We start from the raw sequence: 4,310 nt of genomic DNA, 5'->3' as shown, positions 1-4,310 counted from the left end.
AATTCACGATTGCAGCGTTGTAGGCGTCGAGAGTGATGGAGTTCGATCCGGCATTGACCCGCACTCCCTGCAGCCATACCAGCGGCTGATTGTTGTACCGGGGCTTCTTGTCCGCGCCGGGAAGCACCTTCGAGAGCATGCCGGAGAACATCCCGAGCAGCGAGTTGCCGGTGCAGCTGGAGGGCAGACGGCCCGAGCTGACGCAGCGATTAGTCCACGGCCGGGGCTACAGCGTAGCGAGAGGCAGTTGCCATGAGCTTTTCGATGGCCTGAACTTCGCCAATGCCCCCGCGCGCGCCGGTACAAGTGCAGTTGAGAGCTGCGGCTGCGCAGGCAAAGTCGAGTTGGCGATCGAGCGGCCAATCTTGCAGTAACCCGAAGATGAATCCCGCATGAAAAATGTCGCCGGCACCGGTGGTGTCGACAACGGGCACACGATAGGCGGCACAGGCATGGAAGCGCTTGCCATCCCACGCAAGAACCCCGTCTTCGCCCAGTGTTGCCGCGGTCAGAGCGCAGCCAAAGCGCTTCCGGGCGGCGCGAAGAGCCTGTTCAAGATTGCGTTCGCCGGTGAGACGCGTGGGAAAGTCGCGGCTGACGATAAGAAAATCGACATTGTCAATCAGGTCTTCGACACCGGGGTAGATCTCATCGAGATCCGCAATGACGGGAACTCCTGCGGAATGGGCCCAGGCAGCGGCCTGGGTTGCGGCGGCCGTTTCGAAACCGTCCACGTGCAGGGCGCGCGTGTTCACGATCCATGAGCGATCGAGATCGGAGGGTTGGAGCAGGAGGCGTTCATCGCGGCGACAAAGTACTGTTCTTTCTCCGCCATCATCCACGAGGATGAGCGATTGCGGGCTGGCCGCATTTGCGACAGTTATAAGGCGCGCATCTACGCCTGCGTTCGCAAATGCGTGGCGATGCAGATTGCCTGATTCGTCGTCACCAAGTTTGCCGACATAACGTGTGTTCAGTCCCCAGGATTGGCACGCGATGACGGTGGTAGCGACCTGGCCACCGGGGAGGATGCTGGCGCCGGTGTACTCGGTCTTGGAACCACGGGCAGGGAACTGTGCAAGGGGAATCAGGGTGTCGATTGCATTGAGACCCACTCCAACGAGATCGACCTTACCGGATTCCAGCATAGTTCTTATTTTAGCGGCAGAATTCTGCGCGCCAAAGGCAGCGAGAGTGCTATGAGAATTTTGTCGTCTTCCAAAGCAGCCATGCACCCGCGGCTGCGCTGGCCAGCAGGATCACTGCAAGGACCCCTACCCAGGCGAAATTCATGGCGAGCGCCGGAATCCGGGCATTGATGCCAAGCCAGATGAAGACGCCCACGGCGGCGGCGAGAATTACATAATCCCACCATGCGCGGCGAGTGGCGCTCGTGGCTGGCACTTCTCCGGCATAAGTTCGAATGACGCGATCGTAATCAAGATCGTAGCGGGCACACTCACGGACGAGCGCCTCGCGCATCGATGAGTTCTCCTTCTCCGTTGCGACCGCGGTGGTGACGGCGAGGGCTCCGCAGATCATGACAACCGATCCGATCACCACGAGAAGGCGATGGGTTGCGTCGGCATGGGCCAGCTCGCCGAAGACCAGCGCGCCCCATGCCAGTCCCCACATCTGGTTGGTGTTCGAAAGCGGAATGCCGCGTCCGATGCCGAGGTACTTGGTAGCGAATTGTTGAAAGAGGTCGCCGATGACCCACACGAATCCGCCGAGAAAGAGCCAGAAGAGAAGATGACGGATCTCGCCTGAATGGAAAACCGCGGCCTTCGTTCCGCCATCCAGCGCGAAGACGAGCGCGAGCATCGTGCCCAGTTCGCCGATGGTGAAAACCGTAACGAAAGAAAGGGGATTCAAGCCGCTGATATAAGCCTTGCGATAGGGGATATACATCGTTCCCCACAGCAGGCTGGCGCCGATTGCGGCGAGAACTCCGCCGACTGCACGGTCCCCGTGCGCGCCGCTCGTGTGAATGGTACTGAAGCCCAGCATCACCGCTGCAGCGACGATGGCCAGCGCGCCGAGGACGACCTTGGCGATGTTGGTGCGGCTTGCGCCCTTCAACTCTCCGAAGAGCAGACGGCCCCAGAGGATGCCGACGAGGGAGTTGGTGTTCCACAGTGGGAAGGCAATTGCGAGTCCAACGTCGCGAATGGCGAAGACGGTGAGCGTGTTGGCTACGGCCCACAACATGCCTGCCAGAATCGCAATCGGGATGAGGTGGCGATGTTCAGACAGATCCGCGAAGACCTGGCGCGTACCTTTGAGCAGCGTGGGAACGGTCCATCGTGCGGTGAAGACGCCCGCGACCATGCAGAGCGAGATGGCGTAGGGAGACAGGCCGGAGTTGACCAGCTTGGTTGGCGCCTCGGCCGCGCCCAGCCAAACCCCTGCGGCGAGGCCGCACGCGACACCGATGCCATGCACCGATCTGACGACAGGAGGCGAATTAGTGCGGGACGCTGAATTCATACTTCCTGCATTGTTCCCTTTATTACGAATTTCGCGACGCAATTTGCAACGACAGCAGGCTCATCGTCTCAATGAAGCGCAACGAGCAACCCCACACCAAGGCAGAGGACGATCAGCGGAATCACGAAGTGCTTGTCGGTCAGTATGGCCATTGTCTTATTCCGAACGATTATTCGTTTCCTGCGGCCTTGCTTCGTTCACAGTGTCAGGCTGCGTTTTCAGTTTTCCTATTTGAGGGAACTCATGTCAATGACGAACCGGTATTTCACATCCTGCTTCAACATGCGTTCGAAGGCCTCGTTGATCTTTTGGATGGGGATAACTTCGACCTCGGCAGTGATGTTGTTGCGGCCGCAGTACTCGAGCATCTCCTGCGTTTCAGGCATGCCGCCGATCATCGACCCGGCGATGGAGGCACGCTTGGAGATGAGCGAAAACATATTGATGGAAGGAGGTTTTTCCGGCAGTCCGACCAGGGTGATGGTGCCGTCCTGTTTGAGCAATGAGAGGTACGGCTCAAGCGCGTGCGGCGCCGAGGCCGTGTCGAGGATGAAGTCGAAAGTGCCGGCGTGCTTCTTCATCGCAGCTTCGTCGGTGGAGAGCACCACTTCATCCGCGCCGAGTTTGATCGCGTCATCTTTTTTCTTGAGTGACGTGGTCAGCTGCACAGTGTGCGCACCAAACGAATGAGCAAATTTGAGAGCCATGTGTCCGAGGCCGCCGAGTCCGACGATGCCGACTTTCTTGCCGGGGCCGACGTTCCAGTGGCGCAGCGGCGAGTATGTGGTGATGCCGGCGCAAAGCAGCGGGGCCACCGCGGCAAGATCGAGATTGGCGGGAACCGTGTGGGCGAATCGCTCGTCGACAACGTAGTTGTTTGAATAGCCACCCATGGTGAGTGAGCCGTCGACGCGATCTTTCGCGGCGTAGGTAAGAGTGGGGCCCTCTGCACAGAAATGCTCTTCGCCACGCTTGCAGGGAGCGCAGTGACGGCAGGAGTCGATGATGACGCCGACCGCTGCGATGTCTCCGACCTTAAACTTTTTGGACGAGTTTCCAGTAGCGGCCACCCGGCCGACAATCTCATGTCCGGGGACCATGGGATAGATCGCGTTGCCCCACTCGTTGCGGGCCATGTGCAGGTCAGAATGGCAGACTCCGCAGTAAAGAATTTCAATGACGATTTCAGTGGGACCGGGCTCGCGGCGGCTGAAAGCGTGGGGAGCCAGCGGCGATTTGGTGTCGAGCGCTGCATAACCTTTGGACGGCGGCATGAAGTGTTTCCTTCCGGAGACGAGTGTAAATCACGCGCACTGTGAATCAGCATCGGAGCGCGGCGAAACTGAGAGATTCCCATGAATTCTGTTATTCGCGCGGAATCTTAGTTCTTCTGAGCAGATGCGATACGCGGGATGCCCTGGAGGTCGTGAGTGAATTCGATGTTCTGGAAGCCGGCATTCTTGAGGAGAGATTCGACGTCGGGCATCTGGCTAAATCCGAACTCGAACGCGAGATATCCGCCGGGGACCAGAGCTGTGTGCGCGGCGGGAATCAATCGCCGGTAGACGGCCAGGCCGTCCTCTCCCCCGAAGAGTGCGACTGCCGGCTCATGCTCGCGAACTTCGACGGAGATGAGGGCGCGGTCGGTGTTGGGAACGTAAGGGGGGTTGGAGACGACAAACTCGAATTGTTCTCCCGCCACGGGCGCGAGGAGATCGCCGTGCAGGAAGCGGATTTGCTCGGCCAGGTTGTTGCGGGTCGCATTTCCGCGCGCGATTGCGAGCGCGGACTGAGAGACGTCGATGGCGGTGAGGATCGCG

The 4,310-nt window shown here is 59.5% G+C and carries 4 protein-coding genes; all 4 read right to left on the bottom strand.

Translation table 11 applies throughout. The features are described 5' to 3' along the window. Positions 1-209: 209 nt before the first annotated feature. Positions 210-1,148, bottom strand: a complete 939-nt coding sequence (locus WA354_RS21155) for a carbohydrate kinase family protein (protein WP_472815005.1) — start codon at positions 1,146-1,148, stop codon at positions 210-212. A gap of 49 nt (positions 1,149-1,197) precedes the next feature. Continuing rightward, positions 1,198-2,490, bottom strand: coding sequence for a GRP family sugar transporter (locus WA354_RS21150; RefSeq protein WP_472815004.1), 1,293 nt, complete (start codon positions 2,488-2,490; stop codon positions 1,198-1,200). Between the two features lie 227 nt (positions 2,491-2,717). Continuing rightward, the gene (locus tag WA354_RS21145) at positions 2,718-3,764 is read right to left on the bottom strand and encodes an NAD(P)-dependent alcohol dehydrogenase (protein ID WP_472815003.1); all 1,047 of its coding nucleotides are present in this window, start codon (positions 3,762-3,764) and stop codon (positions 2,718-2,720) included. Positions 3,765-3,871: 107 nt separating this feature from the next. Then, the coding region (locus WA354_RS21140) for a N5-glutamine methyltransferase family protein (protein ID WP_472815002.1) at positions 3,872-4,310 on the bottom strand (439 nt) is incomplete at its 5' end.

The sequence above is a fragment of the Occallatibacter sp. genome (assembly GCF_049802275.1).
In the GTDB taxonomy this organism is placed as follows: Bacteria; Acidobacteriota; Terriglobia; order Terriglobales; family Acidobacteriaceae; genus Telmatobacter.
This window is presented reverse-complemented; position numbering and strand designations above follow the sequence as displayed.